Source organism: Paenibacillus sp. P22 (genome assembly GCF_000469945.2).
In the GTDB taxonomy this organism is placed as follows: domain Bacteria; phylum Bacillota; class Bacilli; order Paenibacillales; family Paenibacillaceae; genus Paenibacillus_O; species Paenibacillus_O humicus.
The window spans coordinates 1-20743 of the sequence record NZ_CBRA020000127.1 but is presented as its reverse complement, the minus strand read 5'-3'; the positions used below and the strand labels follow the sequence as shown (position 1 = coordinate 20743).

The following is a 20743-nucleotide window of genomic DNA, read 5'->3' as shown; positions in this document are numbered from 1 at the left end:
TGTCCGGAGTGCCGCTGTACGAAAGAGGAGGAGGCTGAGCCATGTTCACCGGCTTGTCCATATCCCCTTCGCTGACAGTCATCCCCGCTTCTATTCTTACCGCCCCGATCGACAGCCGAACAAGCAGATCGGTATAGGCCTCTTCGCTCAGCGTTTCCCGCTGGTTGCCTTCTTCCCATCTCCAGAGCGCCTCTTCCACGAGCCCGATCCGGTCCGCACCCGCCATGCCCGCAATCATCGCGTCTACCGGGTGGATCGGCTGATCGTCGCTGCCGGCGATCAGCCGCAAGTCGTCCAGGCGCAAGCGGACGACCGCTCTCACCGCTTCCCGCAGCAGAGGTTCGGAACCGGTGATTTCAACCCCGTATCCCCGTCTGCGGATAAGCAGCAGACCTTGCTTTCCCGTCCATTCGGACAGGTCGTCCAGATCCGCTCCTACGGTCGGCACGGTCACCTTCATCTCCGAAGCCAGCGAGAACAGCTTCACCGGCTCCTTGGACGCCAGCAGGCGGCAGAGCAGGTACACCTGCCGCTCATCGGAGGAGTACTCCGCCTCCTCGGGAATGAGTACCTGGGCCCGGAGAGCTTCAAGGCGCTCCGGATCCCCCTCGACGCTGAGACCCGAGCCGGCTTTGCGGCGAAGCATGATTCCGCTGCGATGCAGGAAACTCTCGACCGCGTCCAATTCCCTGTGCACCGTCCGGGCGCTGACGCGGATCGTACGAGCGATTTCCGCCACGGTGATCTCGTATGGGGGACGAAGCAGCGAATCGAGAATCTGGCGCATCCGATACGTTAGCTCCATGAGCCTGCTCCCCCCCGTACGGCCGCAAAAAGGCGGTTGGATGCCGGCAATTTGCCCGCATCCACTCGCCTCAAGCCTATTATTCGTTCGTCAATCGTTTGACGAGCTCGTCGTATTCCGGACTTTTCAAGAAATTGTCGATGGAAATATGCTCCGCCTTCGGCGCTACGCCGCGAGCGCGGTCGGTAAGCGTCTTGTGCGTAATGACGATGTCCGCATCCGACGGGATGTCGCTGATCGCGGTATTCGTGACTTCGATCGGCGAGCCTGCAGCCTTCATCTTCTTGCGGAGGATGGATGCGCCCATGGCGCTGGATCCCATGCCTGCGTCGCAGGAAAAGACGATTTTATGCACTTCATCCTTGCCCTTCAGACCGGCCGACATTCCTGCAGTCGCTTCGCGAGCGCCTTCGGATGCCGCAGCTGCGGCCGAGGCCGGAGTGCCGGAAGCCTTCATGTCTTTCATGCGCTGGGTTGCAGCTTCCAGATCGTCTTCGTCTTCATCTGCCTTCTTGCTCGTCTTGAGCAGCAGCGCGGCAATAAGGAAGGATACGACCGCAGCCGTAATCACGCCGCTCAGAACCGGGAGAATCTCTCCGCGCGGCGCCATCGCCAGGTAAGCGATGATGCTGCCCGGGGACGGAGGTCCGACGAGGCCAGCGCTGAACAGGGAGAACGTGAACGTACCGGTTACGCCGCCTGCGATGGCAGCCAGAATCAGGCGAGGGTTCATCAGGATGTACGGGAAGTAGATCTCATGAATCCCGCCGAAGAAATGGATGATCGCTGCGCCGGGAGCGGACTGGCGGGCAGCTCCGCGGCCGACGAACATGTAGGCCAGCAGGATGCCGAGACCCGGGCCCGGGTTGGACTCCAGCATGAACAGGATCGACTTGCCGGCTTCCTTGGCTTGCTCGACCGCGATCGGGTTCAGGACGCCGTGATTGATCGCATTGTTCAGGAACAGGATCTTCGCCGGCTCGATCAGGATGTTGACCAGCGGAATAAGATGGTGGGCGACCAGCCAATCCACGCCTGTGGAGAGGATGTTCGTCAGGCCTTCAATGATGCGTCCGATGACCGCGTAAGCGACCAGGACGAGTCCGCCGCCGATGATGCCGAGCGAGAAGTTGTTGACGAGCATCTCGAAGCCGGGACGAATCTTGCCTTCGACGGCCTGGTCAAACTTCTTCAGCACCCATGCCGCGCCGGGACCTACGACCATCGCCCCGAGGAACATCGGAATGTCGGTGCCGACGATGACGCCCATGGTGACGAGTGCGCCGATGACGCCGCCGCGCTGCTTGTGGATCATCGAACCGCCGGTATAACCGATCAGCAGAGGAAGCAGATAGGTGATCATCGGGCCGACGAGCTTGGCGAGATATTCGTTCGGGAACCAGCCTGTCGGTATGAACAAGGCCGTGATCAATCCCCAAGCGATGAACGCTCCGATATTCGGCATGACCATGCCGCTAAGGAAGCGTCCGAATTTTTGAACTCCTACCCGGGCACCGCCGGATGAGGAGGATGGAGTGGTTTTAGCCACGAGGTGTACCTCCCTATGGTTGTCTTCTGTCGAACGGCAAGATGGCATGAGCCGTTCGTCCTGTATTCATCCTATCCCACAACCACCGCTCCAACAACAAAATGAAAACGCTATATTGTCAGGAAGCCTGCTGACAAGACTTTATTAAACAGCCGGAATAGATCTGAATATTCCAGCGATTTCGGGACTTTGCGGCGGCTTTGCCATCCGGATGGTATACTGATGGGACAGGAATCGAAGGATTCATTCTTACATTGTTTGTATAGGGAGGAAGAACTATGCCCATAGACCACGGCATGATCCAAAAAACGATTCAGCGGCACGGAGCGCGCTGGAAGGAGATTTCTCTGCGCATTGCCAAAAACCCGGAGCTCGGCCATGAGGAGTTCCTGGCCTCTTCCCTGCTTGCCGACGAGCTCGAGCAGCAAGGCTTCTCCGTCGAGCGCGGCACGCTCGGCATGAAGACAGCCTTTGTCGCCTCCTACGATTCCGGCAAGCCCGGGCCCGTCGCCGCTTTTCTGTGCGAATATGACGCTCTTCCCGACATCGGCCATGCCTGCGGCCATCATATCATCGGCGTCATGGGCGTCGCGGCGGCTGCCGCCTTGAAGTCGGCGATCGGCGAAACCGGCGGAAGCATCCGCGTATTCGGCACCCCGGCCGAAGAAACGAGCGGCGGCAAAGTGCCCATGAGCGAAGCGGGCCTTTTCGACGACTGCGGCTTCGCGCTCATGGCTCATCCCTACCATTCCCACGAACGGTCCGGAGCATCGCTTGCTCTCGATGCGGTCCGCTTCGAGTATCACGGCCGGACGGCCCACGCGGCGGCTAGCCCGCATCTGGGCATCAACGCCCTCGATGCCGTGCTGATGCTGTTCGGCTCCAGCAACGCCATGCGCCAGCAGACGCGCAGCGACGGACGCATTCACGGCATCATCGACCACGGCGGCCAGGCGCCCAACATCATTCCCCGGTTATGCTTCCGCCAAGTTCTATGTCCGCTCCGGCGACCGGGCTTATACGGATGAGCTGACGGCAAGGCTCACCGCCTGCGCGGAAGGCGCAGCGCTCCAGACCGGCTGCAAGCTCGAAGTCTCGCGGTTTGAATTCAGCTATGACGAGCTGCGGACGAACGAGGCGTTGTCTGCCGTCTACACCTCGAACCTGATCGCGTCCGGCGTTGCGGAGGATGAAATCATATCGGGCAGCGACCACGGGTCGCTTGATCTCGGCAACGTCTCTCTCCGCTGTCCGGCCATCCATCCCTATCTGAAGGTCGTGAACGAGAAACTGGGCCTGCATACGGCGGAGTTCCGGGATGCCGCCATGAAGGAGGAGGCGCTGGAAGCGATGATGCAAGGCGCCGGCCTGCTCGCCTCCACCGCCTTGGACGTATTGGCGGATCCCGAGCTGTACCGGCGGATCCGGGAGGAGTTCGAGCGCGGGAAGTAAGCCGGCCGGGACTTGCGCCGGTGGAGCCTTGGCTGTTGGTATAGGTGCTCAGGTTGCAGCAGCGGCTGGCCTCCGGCACTGGGACCGTGTTGTGGTCCATGCTCTTGGCGCTTGGTGGTGCTCCCGGTATCCCTTAATGTTTTGTGGTCGTGGCTTGTTCGCGCATTTGTTGCTTCAACCTCGTGGATGCTGTCCTGTCTACGGCCACAACATTTCTTTTTCACAAAAAAATTAACCATTTTCTCCTTGCTTCTAGGCTTCTCCACCTTGTTCACAACGGAACGCCGCTGTATCGGACATAGGATCCGTTATGCTGTATCGGACATAGGATCCGTTATTTTTGAAATTAAAGGCGGTTATTGGAGTTTATCGGACATACGATCCGTTATTTAGCGAGAAACCGCCTCATTAGGGTGTTTTTTCTTAAAATAGCGGAACTCATGTCCGTTAAATTTCTTGAATGCCCAAAAAACAGGAAATAGCGGATCGTATGTCCGATAATGTTTCTTTTCCACTTCGAACCCCGTTTCCGAGTCCATGTCCAATGGCGTTACGGGTCCAATTTTGATACCGTTCCATCTTCAACGCCCATGTATCGATCAGATTTCATCTCATTAGCTTCAATTACCTTCTTGATCCAATTCTTTTCTATTTCCGGTGCATGCAACACTCGGACCCCACGCTTGATGCTGTTCCCTTTCCACCTCCCGCTTCACTCTAAGTCCGCTTCTGGTATCGTTCCAATGCTACAGCTCTAATCCGAGTCCGATGCTGTTCCCTTTCCACCTCCCGCTGCACTCTAAGTCCGCTTCCGGTATCGTTCCAATGCTCCAGCCCCAATCCGAGTCCGACTCCGACTCTGTTCCCTTTCCATCTCCCGCTGCACTCTGAGTCCGCTTCCGGTATCGTTCCGATGCTCCAGCCCCAATCCGAGTCCGACTCCGACTCTGTTCCCTTTCCACCTCCCGCTGCACTCTAAGTCCGCTTCCGGTATCGTTCCGATGCTGCAATTCCAACTCGAATCTGTTCCTGTTCCGTTTTGCGGACGGCAGCACTCCTTCTGATCCCCTGGCAAGGTGCCTTTCCGAGCCGAACCCGACCGTGCCGATTCCGCCGCTTTTTACTCCCAGGCTCTTGTCCAGCATGGACCCGACCTAGGATACACCCGATATCCAACCATTGCAGCGTATTTTCGCGGAGCCAACCAAGCAACGAGAAAGTTGGTTCCCCTTCTCCCGTTCCACGCATTTCACATCCCGCGTTCCACGGATGACGGCAATAAAAAAAACCGCTGCCGAAGTCTGACGACTTCATGCAGCGGCATCTTTTTTCTATTAGTCGAAGTAAACGGCTTTGCCCGTCTTGGAGGATTCGTAGATTGCTTCGAGAATCTCGGATACGACCAGCGCCTGCTCCGGCGTCACGACCGGAGTCGTGTCGTTGATGACGCTCTGGATCCAGGAGCGCGCTTCCAGCTCGCCCGGATCTTCCGAAGCGCCTTCGTAGAAGGCGACGCCGCCGCTGCCAAGCTCGATTTCCTTGACGTACAGGCGGGCGTTGTCTTCGCCGTTGATGCGAAGTCCGTTCTTCATGTCCGCACCGGCCTTCGTGCCGCTCAGCGATACTTTCGCCTCGTCGACTTCAAGGGAGTTCAAGGCCCAGCTCGATTCCAGCACGATGGAGGCGCCGTTCTCCATGGTGATCATGGCGAAAGCGGAATCCTCGACCGTGAACTGCTTCGGATCCCATGGACCCCATGCATTCGCGGCGTTCTCGTTCTGGGAAAGCTTGTGGTAGGCGCGTCCAAGCACGGCTTTGGGCTTGTAGTTGTCCATCATCCACAGAGCCAGGTCAAGCGCATGCGTGCCGATGTCGATGAGCGGTCCGCCGCCTTGTTTTTCTTCGTCCAGGAACACGCCCCAGGTCGGAACCGCGCGGCGGCGGATGGCATGGGCCTTGGCGTAGTAAACTTCGCCGAGCTCGTCCTTCGCGCAGGCGTCCTTCAGGAAGCGGGAGTCGGAGCGGAAGCGGTTCTGGTAGCCGATCGTAAGCTTTTTGCCCGTACGCTTGGCGGCTTCCAGCATGCGGCGCGCGTCGTCAGCCGTTTTGGCCATCGGCTTTTCGCACATGACATGCTTGCCGGCTTCCAGAGCGGCGATCGCGATATCCGCATGGGAATCGTTCGGCGTGCAGACATGCACGACTTGAATGGAAGAATCATTCAGAAGATCATGGAAATTCTCATATACCGCCGCTTCAGGAGTGCCGAATTTGGACTTGGCGTCTTCGGCGCGGTCGCGGTGGATATCGCAGAACGCCACCATTTCAGCCTCTTGAACTTTGGACAGGGAAGGCATATGCTTGCCGTTGGCGATGCCCCCGCATCCGATAATGCCCACACGTACTTTGGACATGAATCTTCCTCCTCGCTATAAATCCGTTATTTTGGGTTTTTGGGTGTTGATCGCAGAGGGACTCTTGATTGTGGCTGCCCTCTCACACTAGAATAAGTATAGATAACAGCCCACTAAAAAGAAAGCGTCTTAATAGCGATGCTTTTATGCAATATTGGTATTGGAGGCGCTTCGGCTTTGGAAGTCTACAACGAAAAGGTTCTGTATGAAAACCCTCTCTTGTCTCTGCGCATCTTCCAGTCGCAGCGCGAGGACAATCTGCTCATCAACTGGCATTACCACCGGGAGCTGGAGCTTCTGCTCGTCCAGAGCGGCAGCATGGAAGTGTTCGTCGAGGAAGATGTCTTCAAGCTGGAAGCCGGGGACGTTGCGATCATCGGCGCCAACCAGCTTCATCGTGACCGGAGCTCGGCCGAAAGGCTGGATTACATCGTGCTTCAGTTCGACTTGGAGCAGTTTTTCGACCACAGCACGATGCCTTACATGCGCTACTTCACGGAAACCAACCACCCTCTCAGCCAGGTGAATTATATTTTCAAGGAGAATTCCTCCGTCAAGGAAGCGATCGGGGATAGCGTTCGCGAGATCCTGTCGGAGGCGACCGTCAAGCAGACCGGCTACGAGCTTGCGGTCAACATGCTCATCAAGAAGATCCTCCTCCTCATGCTCCGCAACGACAAGCGCAAGGTGCTGGCCGAGCAGGAGGATTTCGACCGGGTCCGCCTGCGGCCCGTGCTCAGCTTCGTGGAGCAGCATCTCACCGACCGGATCCAGGTGGAGGAAGTATGCAAGCTGGCGAATATGAGCTACTATTATTTCGTCAAGTACTTCAAAAAATCCATCGGGCTCAGCTTCACCGAATACGTCAACTACCGCAAGATCAAATGGGCCGAGCGGATTCTGCTCACCAAGGATCTCAGCGTCTCGGAGGTCGGGGACCGGATCGGCATGCCGAACATGGCCCACTTCTACAAGATGTTCAAGAAATACAACGACTGCTCGCCGAAGGAGTTCCAGAAGCGGATGCTCGCCTGGGGCGGGCGGAGCAGCTGATTTCCCGCCGCCTCGGATTCTATGGAGCAGCGATTCAAGCCAAAAAACCGTCGCGAGGGTCGTACCCTTGCGACGGTTTTTTTGGAGAAGCTCCCGGAATCTTCACGGCGGCAGCCTCTTACAACGAAGATCCGGCCTTCCTAGGCAGCACCAGCTTGTAGCCGACGCCGCGGATCGATTCGATGCAGACGGACTGGGCGCCCAGCTCGAGCTTCTTGCGCAGCGAGCTGACATGGACATCGACGGTCCGCTGGCCGCCGATATAGTCGAAGCCCCAGACGACATTCATGAGGTCGTCGCGGGTGATGACCATGCCCGGCCGCTGGATCAAATACAGCAGAACTTCGAATTCCTTCGGCCTCAGCGGCACCTGCTCGCCCGCGAGCACGACCTCGTAGCGGTCGGGATAAATGGACAGCTCCCCGGCCGTAATGACCTTGTCCTGCGGGTCCGCGGCATCCGGCAGGCCGCCGCCCGATCTCCGGAGCACGGCGGATACCCGGGCCAGCAGCTCCGCCACGCCGAACGGCTTGGTGATGTAATCGTCCGCGCCGTGCTTGAGTCCCTGCACGACCTCTTCCTCGGCGTTGCGTGCGGTCAGGATGATGATCGGCGTCCGGATGCCGCTCTGCCTCAGCTTGCCCAGCACCTCGAAGCCGTTCATGCCCGGCAGCATGATATCGAGCATGATCAGGTCGAAGCTCCGCTGCAGAGCCGCCTGCAGCCCGTCCGCCCCGTTCTCCGATACGGTTACTTCATACCCTTCCTGCGTCAGGTTATAAGACAAAAGCCTGGATAATGTCGGCTCGTCCTCGATGACCAGCACTTTGTGCGTCATATTCTATCGACCTCCAGCCTCGTGAGCCGACGACCGGGCATGGATCTCTCCGCCGCCCGTCTGCCGGTTCCGCTTGCGTTGCAGCATATGCGCCGGAGCTTGCGGCTCCGGCTGCTTGTCTCTTACCAGTGTACCATGCGGCGGCAAGGAAACGAAGGAAGCGGAGAAAGCTCCCTTCGTCAAGGCTGAATGACGGGCAGCTCGATGGTAAACGCCGTTCCGACGCCGACCGTGCTGTCGACCGTGATGCTGCCGTGATGCAGCTCGACCAGATGCTTGACGATCGACAGCCCGAGGCCAGTGCCGCCGCTGACCCGCGACCTTGCCTTGTCCACCCGATAAAACCGTTCGAAAATTCTCGGCAGATCTTTGCGCGGAATCCCGATGCCGGTATCGACGATCCGGATCTGCACCATCTCCGAGCCGCCCTCGCCCTGAACGAGGCTTGTCCGCACGCTTACCTTGCCGCCTTCCGGCGTGTAGCTGATGCCGTTCTGCAGCAGATTGGCCACGACCTGCCGCAGCCTGTCCTCATCCGCTTCCAAATAAATGCCCGGCGCGTTGTCCAGCGTCATCGTTATCGATTTGCGCGCGGCTTCCGACTCCAGTATCGTCATGCTCCGCTCCATGAAGGAAGCCAGATCGATCGGAGAAAATTGGAGAGGGACGCGGCGGGACTCGATTTTGGACAGCTCCAGAATGTCGCCGATCAGCCGGTTCAGCCTTTCGCTCTCGTCATAGATGATCTGCATGAACTGCTTGGACATGACGGGGTCGTCGACCGCTCCGCCGAGAAGCGTCTCGGCGAAGCCTTTGATCGCCGTGATCGGCGTCTTGAGCTCATGCGACACATTGGCCACAAATTCGCTGCGCATCCGCTCCAGGCGGCGGATCGCCGAGACGTCATGAAGGACGAGCAGCAAGCCGCCGAAGGAATCGTCGCTCTGGTAGACAGGCACCAGATTCAGCTCCAGCAAGCGCTCCTCCGGGAAATAGAACGTGATCTCCTCGTGGACGGCTTCCTGCTTCTCGAGCCCCTGCTGGATGATCTGGGACAGCTCGTACTGCTGCTTGGCCTCGCTGTAAGGCCGGCCCACCATTTCCCTATGCTCGAAGCCAAGCACCTCTTCCGCCCGGCGGTTCAGCAGCATCATGCGGCCGGCGGGATCGATCATGACGACGCCGCTCGTCATGTTGTCCAGCACGCTGTAGAGCTGCGTCTCATTCTGCTGGATGCGGTTCATCTGCACCTGCAGACCCTCCGCCATGGAGTTGATGGCCGCTCCCAGCTCGCCGATCTCATCCTTGTTGTGGACGTCGACGCGCACGCTGTAATCCATGGAGCGGATCCGCTTGGCCGCGTCGGTGATCTGCTCAAGCGGGCTGGTCAGCCCCTTTGCGATCCGGTAGCTGACGGCTGCGGCCACCAGGAAGAGCAGCAGCAATCCGATGATGAGAACCGTCCAGAGGCGGTTGATGTTCCTTTCGACGGTTTCCAGGCTATAGGAAAGCCGGATGATGTCCGAATGGGGATTGTCCTTATTTACCGCCATCGCCACATACAGCATGTTCCTGCTGATCGTGTCGCTGTGGCGGATCGCGCGTCCGGTCCCGTTCTGCTCCGCCTGCTTCACTTCCGTGCGGCCGAGATGGTTGTCCATCGTGGAGGGATCATGATCCGAATCCCCGAGGACGATGCCGTCCTTGCGGATGAAGGTGACCCTCGCTCCCGTCAAATCTTTCAGTTCCTTGGCTTTCGCCTGGAAGTACGATTCCGCCTCGGCCCGGGAAGCAAATTCCCAAGTCGTATTGGAATTAATGATCCTCATCTCCCGAACCATGCTGTCCTCAAGCGCAGAGATATGGTTGGATTTATAGGTTTTGCCCATCATGAGCCCGGCTGCCGTCACCGACAAGCCGATCATGAGGATAATGATAAGCGTCAACCGCATGCGAAAACGTTTCAAGCCGGCATCTCTCCCAAGTCTCTTTCTGAACCCTCCCCTATCGTACCCTCCTTGTCCCAGCGGCGCTATGGGGGTATTGTAAACTTTATGTAAAACTTTCATGCACGGGAAAGGTCGCTTTGACCGGCTCCGGCGTCGGAAACTCAGGCTATGCAGCCGGAAGCTCGTTCAGGCTATGCAGCCGGAAGCTCGTTCCGATCGCTGTTGAAGCCGGATTTCATGGATTCCATTCCCTCCCGAGGAGGAAATCCGGCTTCAAAGGCGAACGCTGCCGCTTCTGCACGATTCTTCCGGCTGCTCCGCTTCGGGCAGGTTCAAAGTCAAAGCCCCTCCATAAACAAAAACCTCCATCGACCCGCTCATCCCATGATGCTGCGCATAGGAATTTAAACCGCCTCCAGCCCATCGCCAACCCGCTCTTCCGGACAAGTTCACAATCAAATAGAGCGGTCGCAATAAAGCGCCGCTCCATAAGGGAACACGAGTGTTCAAACAGCTGATCAAAGACCGAAGCCGAACGGATATTCGGCCGAAAGCTCCATCGGAAGCCGGCCGGAAGGCTTCAGCTCGCCGGCAAGAGCTTTGGCGGCGGACTGAAGGGCTAGCGGCCGGCACTCATATACCGCCAGGTAAGCCTGGACATCCGGGAACAGGTTGATGTCGAGAGGGTTGCGGACCGAGACGGCGACCGTCTTCTCGGGAGCCAGCTCCATCAGCCGCTCGGCCGTCGTCCTCTCGAGCGGATGCTTCATCGCGTCGTAGCTGACGAAGACGATGCAGTCGAAGCGCTCCAGCCCCGCAAGCGGATCGCTGCCGCTCATGCGGCGCTCCTCCACGTTAGGCAGCCGCTTCTGCAGCTGCGAGCCGAGCGTTCCGTCGCCGGCGAGCATCTCGTCGGCGACCGAGACGGCGACGATCTCCGGCCACAGGACGAGCGTGCGGCCTTCGGGCGGCAGAGGCAGCAGGCCGCCTTCATTTTTGACGAGCGTCACGGAAGCTTCGCTCCAGCGCTCAGCGGCGTTCCGATGATCTTCGGTGAAGATGCTGCGGGAAGCTTCTTCCCATGGCAGCAGCGGCTCGCCCTTGGCCAGCTTGTCCTTGAGCGCCAGTATCCGCTCCAGCGATTCGTCGATGCGGGCTTCGTCGAGCTGTCCGTTCTCGACGGCGGCGGCAACGGCTTCAAGCGCGGCCAGCTGCTTCTCCGGCGTATGGCTGACGAGCAGGAGGTCTGCGCCGGCTTCGATGGCTTTGACGGAGCCTTGGCCCGGACCGTAGAAGCGGTCGATCGCGTCCATCTCGAGGCAATCCGTCACGATGACGCCTTCATAGCCGAGATCGCCGCGCAGCAGCCCGGTCAGCACCGGCTTCGACAAGGTGGACGGAACGCCGCTCGAATCGAGCGACGGCAGGCAGATGTGAGCGGTCATGATGAGGTCCGTGCCGGCCTCGATAGCTGCCTTGAACGGGGGCAGCTCGACGGCGTCGAGGCGCGCGCGGTCATGCGGGACGACGGGCAGGTCGTGGTGGGAGTCGACGCTCGTGTCGCCATGCCCGGGGAAATGCTTGACCGTAGCGGACACTCCCGCCGCCTGATAGCCGCGGACGGCCGCCGCTCCCAGCCTGGACACCAGCTCCGGACGGTCTCCGAAGGAGCGCACATTGATGACCGGATTGTCCGGATTGTTGTTGACGTCGAGGCAAGGCGCCAGGTTGAGGTTGATGCCCAGCTTGCGCAGCTCTTCGCCGGAGATCCGGGCCGTTTCGTACGCGGCCTGCTCCGAGCCTGTTGCGCCGAGCGCCATATTGCCGGGCATGAGGGTGACTCCGTCCACGATGCGGGCGACCATGCCGCCTTCCTGATCGATGCTGACGAGCAGCGGCGGACGACCCGCCTCGGCGGCGGCCGCGCCGAGCTGCCCGGACAGCTCATGCACCTGGCGGGCGTCCTGGACATTGCGGGAGAAGTAGATGACGCCTCCGACGCCGTAATCCCGGATGACGCCCAGGATGTCGTCCGAAGGCTGCTTGCCGTGGAAGCCGAAGATGAACAGCTGTGCGATCTTTTCCTTGAGCAGCCAACCCTCGTAAGGCTTGCCCGCGCTATCGGCAATAGAAGATGGATGATTGATGGACATAGAGAGACCCCTGCCTTCCAAAATGTAGATTAAGTCGAATGCGGCCTAGAGCCTTCGGCCGGAGGCTGGCTCAGCCTGGCCCGGAAATCCGTCGGATTCTCGCCGGTGTACTTCATGAATACTTTGGTAAAATACCTTCGCTCGGAATAACCGACTTCCTTGGAGATCAGAGCGACGCTCTTCGACGTATCGGCGAGCAGCGCCTTGGCTTTTTCCATCCGCTGCCGCGTGACGTATTCGATGAATGTCTCGCCGTAGGTCTGCTTGAAGAGCAGGCTGAAATAAGAAGTGCTGAGACCGACGCGGGTAGCCGCCTCCTCGACGCTGATGTCGCGGAAAAGGTTGCGGTCCAGATATGCCCGCGCCTCCGCGATCGTCCGCTCCGAATGCTTCTTCTTGTCGCTCGATCCCGCAAGGCCGGCGTCCGCCGTCTGGCGGATGACGCCCATCAGGTCCTTGGCGCTGATCCTCCGGTCCAGCTTGCGCCACAGCGCGTCTTCCTGCTCCTTGCCGAGCAGCTGCATGTCCTTCATCTCCCTCATGAGATGGAGAGCGAAGTAGTGCAGAACGGGCTTGGCTCTGCCCAGCTCAGGCGTGCTGAGAGTCTGCAGATGGGCGGACAGCTGCCGGATGACCTCATGCACTTCGCTGGACGATCCGCCCTTCATCGCCTCCAGGATCCGTTCGGAGTTCGCCCACAGCTCCTCGTGGGAAGTGTCCCTCTCCACGCTGTCGTCGGTGAAGAATCGGATGCGCTCCGCCTCGGGATCCAGCTGCATGGAGCGGTGGACCCGCTTGTAGGCGGCCGACAGCCCCTTGAGTGGAACCGGCTCATGCCAGATGCCGGCATGGAGATTGAGCTTCACATGACGGCTGACTTCGCCGAGCAGCTTCTCGGTCCTCTCCGCCATGACATTGAGATCCAGCCGCGAGAGATGCGTCTCCAGCAGCAGGCACCATTCGCCGTCCCGCATCTGGATGACGGCATTCCGTATGCCGCTGCGGCGAAGCGCTTCCCGGACGACGTTGCTCACGGCGAAGTTCCAGAGCTTGCGCTCCTTGTCGTTCCACTCCCTCCAGTCCTTCGCCTCCTCGGATCCGGCGTCGAGATCGAATACGATCAGGATGTAGCTGCGTCCCGCCGGCTCAAGCTCGTCCTCGGCCATGAGCCAATGGTTATGGGACACGTCCGTATAATCCTTCAGCACGTCGAACAGCACTTTCTCATTGGCGAGATCCATGACGGCATCCAGCCTCTGCCGCTCGCTCTGCAGCTGCTTCATGCGGGTGCGCCGCTGGTTCATGACCCGCGCGATGACTCCGGTCAATTCGTCATAAGGAATCGGCTTCAGGATATAATCCTGGACTCCATACTGGATGGCGGTACGGGTATAGCTGAAGTCCTGATAGCCGGACAGCATGATGATGTCCAGATCCATGCCCGCTTCGCGGATCGTCCTCACGAGCGTCATTCCATCCATCACGGGCATGCGGATGTCGCACAGGAGCAAATCCGTGTCGCCGTCCTGGAGAAGCTCCAGAGCCTCCCTCCCGTTCTTTGCCGTGGCAGCCACCTGGAGCCCGAGCATCTCCCAGGGGATGACCTTCTCCAGATTGCGTGTAATATGCGGTTCGTCGTCGACGATCATGACCTTTCCCGTCATGCCTGTTCCCCCCTATTGCGCGGAATGGTGCACCGGATGGTCGTTCCCTGTCCGGGGCTGCTGCATATCATCATGCCGTAGCCGGGTCCGTAATGGATCCGGAGCCGGTCCGCGACGTTGCGCAGGCCCAGGCCGCCCCTCTCCCCATCCTCCATCGGACTCCATTTTTCCTCTTTCCTGCCCTCTGCGATCCGGCTCATCGCTTCCCCGTCCATGCCGATGCCGTTGTCGGCCACTTCAAGGACGATGCTGCCGGAAACGACGCTCACGGACACCCGGATCATGCCTGCGTGCTCCAGCCCGTCAAAGCCGTGCTGGATGCTGTTCTCGACGAGCGGCTGCAGGGTCAGCTTGAGAATCCGGTATTCCAGCGCCTCCTCATCGACATCCAGCTCGTAATGGAACAGATCCTCGAAGCGGTACTTTTGAATTTCCAAATAGCTTCGTACATGCTCCAGCTCCTCCTGCACCGTAATCTCTTCCTTATGGTGCATGCTCGTCCTCAGCAGCCGGCTGAGACGATGGACCATGAGCATGATCTTGGCGCCTTCGTTCTGCGCAGCCAGCGCATTGATGGACTCCAGCGTATTGAACAGGAAGTGGGGCTTGATCTGCGCCTGCATGAGCATCATTTCGGCACGCTGCTTGCGCACCTGCTCCTCCCTCACTTCGGTCAGCAAGCCTCCCAGCCTCTCGGTCATGCTGTTGAAGCTGCTCCCGAGCAGCACCGTTTCGTCCTTGCCCTGCACCGGAACCCGGATATCCAGCAATCCCTGCTCGACCAGACGCATTTTGCGGACGACGCGGATGATCGACTTGGCCACGCGGTTGACGAAGAAGACGTTGAACAGAATCGCCGACAGCAGACACAGGCCGGTGATCAGGCTGATCCATTTGACGAAGTTGACGTTCTCGCTCATGAGGGAATTCCAGGGCTTGGCCGATACGAGCATCCAGTCGTTGATGCCGAGCCAATAAGAGGAGGTCAGGCTGTCGACTCCCTGGAACTTGGCCCGCTCGCTCGCGTAGGGCTGATCCGCGCTCGAGGCAGATAGCTCTTCCCGTCCAGCACTTGTCCGGCAAGCTTCGTCTCGCTGTCGAGCAGCACGAGGCCGCGCTGGTTGACGATGTAATACCTGGAGCCGTCCGAGAGGCTGCCCCGGAAGTTCGTCAGGATGTCGTCCACGCCGGACGACTTGAACTGAGTGACCATGATGCCCAGATTGTCCAGGCTGTCCCTGTCCTTCACGACGCGCATCTGGGTGAACAGCGAGTATTCCTTGCCGGTCAGCTCTTCCTGTTCATAAGGTCCGATCCAGAGCGGCTTGGCGTTGAGGCGCTCCGCCTTGGCATAGGAAGGATGGAATTTGAGCCGCTCGTACGTGACGGGCTTGAACGTCGTGGGATCGTTGCGGGTGGAGCGGAACAGCGCCCCGTTGTTCGCATACAGGATGATGTAGCTCATCGCCGGATTCTGGAACAGCAGCTCGCCCATTTCCTTTTCCGCCTGCCCTTTGGCGATCAGGGAGCTGGCGCCGCCGTTCGGATCGGCGTTGAGCTTGAGCGTTTCCTGCACGACGGAGCTCGTCAGGCTCGCATCGGTAAGACGGTTCATCTCATCGAAAAAATTGCGGATGTTGCTGCCGACCGCATGCATCGTCATCTCGGTCTGCTCGTTGTACTTTTTCTCCAGGAGATGCTCGTAATAGAGGAAGGATACGACCCCTGAAGATGCGACGGGCACTACGATCAGAAGGATGAAGGCCAGCAGCAGCTTCGGTCTTAGATTCACAGCCTGTCGAACCCCTCTCTTGTCAGCTCGCGTCCATGATCGGTCGGGAAGGCCGCATCTTCATTTCTCGTCGCGCAGGACGCTGTCCTGCACCGCCTGAATTTCCGCCGCCACGGCTTCGGGGGAACGGATCTGACCGATCAGCTCCTGCAGCCCGATGCCGACCTTCGTGTTGATCTTGTACGGCATGTAGTAGTCGAACGCCCGGAACGTGGACGGCGCATTGCCCACAACTTGGAGAACTTCGGATATCAGCGGATCCACGCCGGAAAAATCGCTGAGCTTCATGGAAGGAAGCGTCTTGTCCTCCAGCAGGATCCGCTTCTGGTTCGCTTCATTGAAGTAGCTGCGGATGAAGCTGGTCACCATGGCGATCTGATCCTGGGACAGGGTGGACGAAAAGCCGAATCCGTTGGAGTATCCGGTATTGAGCGCATGCAAGTCTCCCGCTCCTCCCGGAATCGACGGAAAAGAGAAGTAGCCGAGATCGTTCTTGTACGGGCCTGCGTTGTCGCCGGTCAGTGCCGCCAGATCCCAGGTGCCGGTGAACAGCATGGCCGCTTTGCCGTAGAGCAGATCCTTGGCCTGCTGCTTGTCGGACTGGCTCAGCGCGTCGGCAGGAAAATAGCCTGCCTTGACGATTTCGGAATAGGCGCGGAAGCTCGCCACCATGTCCGGATCCGTCCATTTGTCCGTGCCGGCCGCGATCCGCGCCAGCTTGTCCGTGCCGGCGTACCGGTCCATGATCGTGTTCCACATCATGCCGGCGATCCAGGGATCCTTGGCGGACAGCGCGAACGGCGTATACCCGCCCTTTTTGATTTTGTCCGCAGCCTGCATGAGCTCGTCCCAGGTAGTCGGAATGTCCAGTCCGAGCTCCTTGAAGATGCTTTTGTTGTAATACAGCGCTTCGCTGTAGCCGCCGAAAGGAAGGCCGTATACCTTGCCGTCGACCGTGAACTCCTCCAGGCTCTGGAATTGGCTCTCGATGCCCAGCTCGCGGATGATCGGAGTCAGATCCAGCAGACGCCCGGCTTTTACGTACAGCCTGACGTCCGAGCCTCCGAAGATCTCAAATATATCGGGAGTTGTCCCGGTAGCCATCTCGGCCTTGAGCTTCTGGTCCCGGTTGATGATCTCGTCGATGCCTTCAAGCTGGAATTTCAAGCCCGGATTGTCCCTCTCCGTCTTGCTCACGACATCCTGGAGGATTCTCAGCCTGGCCTTGGCGGACTCCTTGATCTGGGTATGCCTCAGAGTCAGCGTCACCGGCCCGGAAGGGCTGCCCTGGGGGACGGAAGGATCGGCAGCGGGCTTGTTAGCGCCCGATTCATTGAAGCAGCCTGCCGAAGGAACCAGCATGACGGCCGCCAGCGCCGCGCAGGCAAAGCGTTTGATCATGGAATGACCTCCCGGATCTCTATGACTCTATTATAGACGGAAGGCCCGCCCCGTTGCAGGATGAAAAATAAACTGTCAAGGGATACAATTCTATTCGATTTCCGCCGCTGCGCTCGTAAATTCAGCCTGTTTTCAATCACCTACCTTGCGCTGCACAGTACCTTGTAGTAACATGTTCCCTGAGGAGTGGTCGGCATGGAAATATCGGAATGGAATTCCCAGGTACGGAGGGGGATTCTGGAATTTTGCATTTTGCTGTTGATCAGCGGCAATCCCCGGTACGGGTACGAGCTGGTGACTCTCCTGAACAAATGGGAACCGCTCGCCATCACCGAAGGAACGCTCTATCCCCTCCTGAGGCGGATGCTGAAAGAGAACTACCTGGAGTCCTTCTGGCAGGAATCGGAATCCGGACCTCCGCGCAAGTACTACAGCCTGACCGATGCTGGACGCAGGCTCATGCATGACATGTCGGCCGAATGGGGCAAATTCGCGGCCGCCATTCATCAAATCCAACTGCACCGAGGAGATGAAGCTTAATGAGTCCGCAAGGAAGAGCTTACCTGGACCGGTTCCATCAGCTGCTCAGCGGCATTCCCGATGAAGAAAAGCTTGACGCCGTGAGAGAGATCGAAAGCCACATCGCCGAGGGAATCGCCCATGGCCGGCGGGAATCCGAGGTTCTGGCCCGGCTCGGCGACCCCCGCAAGCTCGCCAGAGCTTACCGGAGCGAATATATCATGGGCCGCGGCTCGAACCGATCCTTCCGGGATATGCTTGCCATGGCCGGATTCTACTGCACGACGGGACTGCTCAGCATCATGGTGATTCCGACGCTTGCGACCATCGCATACGGATTTGGGTTGTGCACGGTCCTCGCTTTGCTGGCGGGAATTATCCGCTCGTTCGGACAGACGTGGATTTCCATGTCCATCTATCCAGGCGTCGAAATCCCGACCCAATGGAGCATGGCCTACGCGATTGTATTGGCGGGAATAACCGGCTTCATCGCCTATATCAGCCGAAAGTACCTGCGCAAGTACATGATTTTCCTGTCGGCAAGCTACAAGAAGATCATGCCTGACAAAACCCCCGATTCCGATTTCGGAGTCTGAACGACCCGTTATGCCGTCAGATTCCTCATTGGATCGAGACGACGCGAAAAAAAGCCCGCCGGAAGGCGGGCTTTTGATTGCTATCGGTCATTTCCTCATGCCCTGCACAGAGCTGCGGACCGCTTCGTAAAAAGCAGCCCATGCTTTCTCGGGGCCGGCTTCCTCCGCCTCGCGGCGCGTCTCCCCGGAAGCTGCATCTTCTGAGGAGAGCGGACGGCCCGCCTCTGCTTCCGGAATTCCGGAACGGATGTAATCCTTCATTCCTTAACTTCCTCCCTGCCCTCGATGATCCCGATATCCCGGCCGCTCAGCCTTGAATCCACTGGCGGCGCAGCGTGAACAGCTCCCGCAGCTCGTCGGTCGACAGCTCCGTGATCCACTGCTCCGACTGCCCGACCACCTGGTCGTTCAGCGACTGCTTGCGCTCGATCATCTCATGGATCCGCTCTTCGAGCGTCCCGAGAGCGACGAACTTGTGGACCTGCACCTGCCTGGTTTGCCCGATGCGGAATGCCCGGTCCGTCGCCTGGTTCTCGACGGCCGGATTCCACCAGCGGTCATAGTGGAACACATGGTTCGCCGCCGTCAGATTCAGCCCGGTTCCGCCCGCCTTCAGCGACAGCACGAACGCTCCATGCGGCAGATCCGGATTCTGGAAGTCGGCGATCATGTCGTCGCGCTTGGCCTTCGGCACCCCGCCGTGCAAATAAGGGACAGGGAGGCCGAGCCTTTCCTTGAGCAGCCTCTGCAAGGCCGCTCCCATATCGACGAACTGCGTGAAGACAAGCGCCCGTTCCCCTTCGGCAGCCGCTTCCTCGCACATCTCCAGCAGCCTCATCGTCTTGGCCGAGCGTTCCGGATTCCAGGCGGCCGAATCGCCTTCCGCCTCGCGCAGGAGCAGCGCGGGATGATCGCATACCTGCTTCAGCTTCGTGATGGAGGCAAGGATAAGCCCGCGGCGCTGCATCGGACCGAGCGTGTCGAGCTTCTCCAGCAGGTCGGAGACGATGGATTCGTACATCGCGCCCTGCTCGGCCGTGAGCGTGACGTAGACCTGGCTCTCGTTCTTCTCGGGCAGCGACAGCTGGATGGCGGGATCCTTCTTGACCCGCCGCAGCATGAACGGCTTCACCCAGCGTTGGAGGGCCGATATCGTCCGCTCGTCCCGCTCCTTCTCGATCGGCAGGATGACGTTGCGCCGGAATTCCGGCAGCGTGCCGAGATAGCCCGGATTCGTAAAATCGTAGATCGACCAGAGCTCGCTCAGACGGTTCTCCATCGGAGTTCCGGTAAGGGCGATCCGATGCTGGGCCGTCAGATTCCGAATGGCCGACGATTGCTTCGTGTACACATTTTTGATGTTCTGGGCTTCGTCCAGGCAGAGGCTTTCCCACTGCAGTCCCGACAGCTCTTCCTCGTCGAGCGGAGCCAGCGCGTAGGAGGTGATGACCAGATCCGCGCCTTCCGCGAATGCCAGGAACGCTTCCCGGCCTCTGGCGCGCTTGGGTCCGTAATGCAGCCTCACGTCGAGCGACGGGGCGAACCGCTGCAGCTCCTTCTCCCAGTTGCCGATGACCGATGTCGGGCAGATCAGCAGCGACGGAGCCGGCTGCCGCCCTTCGAGCTCCCGGATCGAGAGCAGGTAGACCGTATACTGGATCGTTTTGCCCAGACCCATGTCATCGGCCAGAGTAGCTCCCAGGCCGAAGCGCCGCAGGAACGCAAGCCAGGACACGCCTTGCAGCTGGTAGGGCCGCAGCTCGCCGTGGAACGCAGCGGGGACGCTGACGAGCGGCAGCTCGCTCGTATCCTGCAGCTGTCCGATCAGGCGGTGCAGATGCTCATTCAGCTCCACTTCGGCGACAAGATCGTCCTCGCCGCCTTCCTCCTCTTCCGAAAGGACAATGCCTCCCTGCAGATGCATCTGCATGACGTCCCGGAAGCTCAGTCCTTTGCGTCCTCCGGCCTTCTTCATCCATTTGCGGATCTTGGATACATCCTCGGGATCCAGATGCACCCATTCGTCTCCGATCCGGATCAGGCGCTTGTTCTCGGCGGCCAGGCTCATGAACTGCTCCTCGGTCAGATCCAGCCCGCCGAGCGCGAGCTTCCAGTCGAACTGGACGATCTGGGACAGCCCGAACATCGGCTGGTCGGCGGATCCGGCAGCGGACTTCAGCTTCGCCTTCACCCGGATCCGGCGCTTGCGGACCGTCTCCCACCATCCCGGAAGCAGAACGGAAGAGCCGGCGTCAAGCAGGCGCAAGCTGGCGTTCTCCAGGAAATCCCACGCCTCGTCATCCTGAAGCGCATGCTTGACGACGCTGCCGGTATCGGAGCCCCACTCCGGCAGGGCCAGCAGCCACTTGCCCTCTTCTCTCGCCAGCCGGTCATGAAGCAGGTCGAGCCATTCCTCGGGAATGCGAAGCTCCGACCCGCTGACCGGACGCCAGCCGCCCGGCTCCTCTCCGCGCTCCAGCGGAATCCAGGGGCCGCTTCCCTCGCGGTCGCGAATGGCGGCCCGCAGCCTCCATTCCCCGCCCTGCTCCGGCTCCGCC

14 protein-coding genes and 2 pseudogenes are annotated in these 20743 nt (G+C 59.5%); 4 read left to right on the top strand and 12 right to left on the bottom strand.

The annotated features are described in order from the left end of the window. Window positions 1-805, bottom strand: a pseudogene (locus tag BN871_RS17405) (HTH domain-containing protein); the annotation flags it as partial. Window positions 806-884: 79 nt separating this feature from the next. Further along, on the bottom strand, window positions 885-2354 hold the full coding sequence (locus tag BN871_RS17400; protein WP_048747691.1) for a PTS mannitol transporter subunit IICB: 1470 nt from the start codon (window positions 2352-2354) through the stop codon (window positions 885-887). Between the two features lie 278 nt (window positions 2355-2632). On the opposite strand from BN871_RS17400, the pseudogene BN871_RS17395 reads away from it, so the two are divergent. Next, window positions 2633-3806: pseudogene (locus BN871_RS17395) on the top strand (M20 family metallopeptidase). A 1334-nt stretch (window positions 3807-5140) separates the two neighbouring features. On the opposite strand, the gene BN871_RS17390 reads toward BN871_RS17395, so the two are convergent. Then, entirely contained in the window at window positions 5141-6220 is a 1080-nt protein-coding gene (locus BN871_RS17390; protein WP_021882216.1) for a Gfo/Idh/MocA family protein, read from the bottom strand. A 177-nt stretch (window positions 6221-6397) separates the two neighbouring features. Between BN871_RS17390 and BN871_RS17385 the strand changes: the two genes are divergently transcribed. After that, window positions 6398-7273 carry an AraC family transcriptional regulator gene (locus BN871_RS17385; RefSeq protein ID WP_048747689.1) on the top strand — a complete coding sequence of 292 codons (876 nt, stop codon included), beginning with the start codon at window positions 6398-6400 and terminating at the stop codon, window positions 7271-7273. 118 nt (window positions 7274-7391) lie between these two features. Here the strand turns inward: BN871_RS17385 and BN871_RS17380 are convergent, their stop codons facing one another. The 7 genes from BN871_RS17380 to BN871_RS17345 form a co-directional block, all read right to left on the bottom strand. Continuing rightward, window positions 7392-8111 carry a response regulator transcription factor gene (locus BN871_RS17380; RefSeq protein WP_048747687.1) on the bottom strand — a complete coding sequence of 240 codons (720 nt, stop codon included), beginning with the start codon at window positions 8109-8111 and terminating at the stop codon, window positions 7392-7394. A gap of 179 nt (window positions 8112-8290) precedes the next feature. Beyond that, window positions 8291-10078, bottom strand: coding sequence for a two-component system histidine kinase PnpS (gene pnpS / locus BN871_RS17375; protein WP_048747685.1), 1788 nt, complete (start codon window positions 10076-10078; stop codon window positions 8291-8293). 500 nt (window positions 10079-10578) lie between these two features. After that, window positions 10579-12213, bottom strand: a complete 1635-nt coding sequence (locus BN871_RS17365; protein WP_083436511.1) for a glycoside hydrolase family 3 protein — start codon at window positions 12211-12213, stop codon at window positions 10579-10581. Between the two features lie 29 nt (window positions 12214-12242). Then, window positions 12243-13877, bottom strand: a complete 1635-nt coding sequence (locus tag BN871_RS17360; protein WP_048747681.1) for a response regulator — start codon at window positions 13875-13877, stop codon at window positions 12243-12245. Continuing rightward, complete coding sequence (locus BN871_RS29235; protein WP_232313147.1) at window positions 13874-14797, bottom strand: sensor histidine kinase; 924 nt, start codon at window positions 14795-14797, stop codon at window positions 13874-13876. The genes BN871_RS17360 and BN871_RS29235 overlap by 4 nt, the downstream gene beginning before the upstream one ends. Window positions 14798-14862: 65 nt before the next feature. Beyond that, complete coding sequence (locus tag BN871_RS29230; RefSeq protein WP_048747678.1) at window positions 14863-15669, bottom strand: cache domain-containing protein; 807 nt, start codon at window positions 15667-15669, stop codon at window positions 14863-14865. A 60-nt stretch (window positions 15670-15729) separates the two neighbouring features. Next, the gene (locus BN871_RS17345) at window positions 15730-17070 is read right to left on the bottom strand and encodes an ABC transporter substrate-binding protein (RefSeq protein ID WP_021880423.1); all 1341 of its coding nucleotides are present in this window, start codon (window positions 17068-17070) and stop codon (window positions 15730-15732) included. A 195-nt stretch (window positions 17071-17265) separates the two neighbouring features. Between BN871_RS17345 and BN871_RS17340 the strand changes: the two genes are divergently transcribed. Both BN871_RS17340 and BN871_RS17335 read left to right on the top strand, forming a co-directional pair. Next, window positions 17266-17610 carry a PadR family transcriptional regulator gene (locus BN871_RS17340; protein WP_048747674.1) on the top strand — a complete coding sequence of 115 codons (345 nt, stop codon included), beginning with the start codon at window positions 17266-17268 and terminating at the stop codon, window positions 17608-17610. Further along, a complete protein-coding gene (locus BN871_RS17335) occupies window positions 17610-18185 on the top strand; it encodes a DUF1700 domain-containing protein (RefSeq protein WP_021880421.1) in 576 nt (191 codons plus the stop codon). The genes BN871_RS17340 and BN871_RS17335 overlap by 1 nt, the downstream gene beginning before the upstream one ends. An 87-nt stretch (window positions 18186-18272) precedes the next feature. Here BN871_RS17335 and BN871_RS27830 read toward each other — a convergent pair whose 3' ends face one another. Together BN871_RS27830 and BN871_RS17330 are read right to left on the bottom strand one after the other, a co-directional pair. Next, the gene (locus BN871_RS27830; RefSeq protein WP_021880420.1) at window positions 18273-18446 is read right to left on the bottom strand and encodes a hypothetical protein; all 174 of its coding nucleotides are present in this window, start codon (window positions 18444-18446) and stop codon (window positions 18273-18275) included. 46 nt (window positions 18447-18492) lie between these two features. Further along, the coding region (locus tag BN871_RS17330) for a DEAD/DEAH box helicase (protein WP_048747672.1) at window positions 18493-20743 on the bottom strand (2251 nt) is incomplete at its 5' end.

What these genes read in the sequence shown, in the direction of transcription:
- BN871_RS17340 (WP_048747674.1), top strand. Translation starts at nt 17,266, where the DNA reads ATGGAAATATCGGAATGGAATTCCCAGGTACGGAGGGGGATTCTGGAA.
- BN871_RS29235 (WP_232313147.1), bottom strand. Translation starts at nt 14,797, where the DNA reads ATGAGCGAGAACGTCAACTTCGTCAAATGGATCAGCCTGATCACCGGC.
- BN871_RS17360 (WP_048747681.1), bottom strand. Translation starts at nt 13,877, where the DNA reads ATGACGGGAAAGGTCATGATCGTCGACGACGAACCGCATATTACACGC.
- BN871_RS17345 (WP_021880423.1), bottom strand. Translation starts at nt 17,070, where the DNA reads ATGATCAAACGCTTTGCCTGCGCGGCGCTGGCGGCCGTCATGCTGGTT.
- BN871_RS17335 (WP_021880421.1), top strand. Translation starts at nt 17,610, where the DNA reads ATGAGTCCGCAAGGAAGAGCTTACCTGGACCGGTTCCATCAGCTGCTC.
- BN871_RS27830 (WP_021880420.1), bottom strand. Translation starts at nt 18,446, where the DNA reads ATGAAGGATTACATCCGTTCCGGAATTCCGGAAGCAGAGGCGGGCCGT.
- BN871_RS17380 (WP_048747687.1), bottom strand. Translation starts at nt 8,111, where the DNA reads ATGACGCACAAAGTGCTGGTCATCGAGGACGAGCCGACATTATCCAGG.
- BN871_RS17390 (WP_021882216.1), bottom strand. Translation starts at nt 6,220, where the DNA reads ATGTCCAAAGTACGTGTGGGCATTATCGGATGCGGGGGCATCGCCAAC.
- BN871_RS17365 (WP_083436511.1), bottom strand. Translation starts at nt 12,213, where the DNA reads ATGTCCATCAATCATCCATCTTCTATTGCCGATAGCGCGGGCAAGCCT.